This is a genomic window from Streptococcus suis, from assembly GCF_002960445.1.
Classification (GTDB): Bacteria; Bacillota; Bacilli; order Lactobacillales; family Streptococcaceae; genus Streptococcus; species Streptococcus hyiners.
This window is the reverse complement of the sequence record NZ_POJD01000387.1, coordinates 1-287: the sequence shown is the minus strand read 5'-3', so window position 1 is coordinate 287 and position 287 is coordinate 1. Positions and strand designations below refer to the sequence as shown.

Below are 287 nucleotides of genomic sequence, written 5' to 3'. Positions count from 1 at the left end.
AGGTGTCAAACGTCGCTTTACGGAGAAAATTGTCAATGATACTGTTATCATTGATGACTTTGCTCACCATCCAACGGAAATCATTGCAACCATTGATGCGGCACGTCAGAAGTATCCTAGCAAGGAGTTGGTAGCCATCTTCCAACCACATACATTCACTCGTACCATTGCGCTTCTCGATGAGTTTGCAGATGCTTTGAATGGAGCAGATGCAGTTTACCTTGCTCAAATTTATGGATCAGCGCGTGAAACAGACAATGGTCAGGTTAAGGTAGAAGATTTGGCGG

The 287-nt window shown here is 44.3% G+C and carries 1 protein-coding gene; it reads left to right on the top strand.

Going from position 1 to position 287, the window contains the following annotated elements:
- The coding region (locus C1G53_RS12195) for a glutamate ligase domain-containing protein (protein WP_330847487.1) at positions 1–287 on the top strand (287 nt) is incomplete at both ends.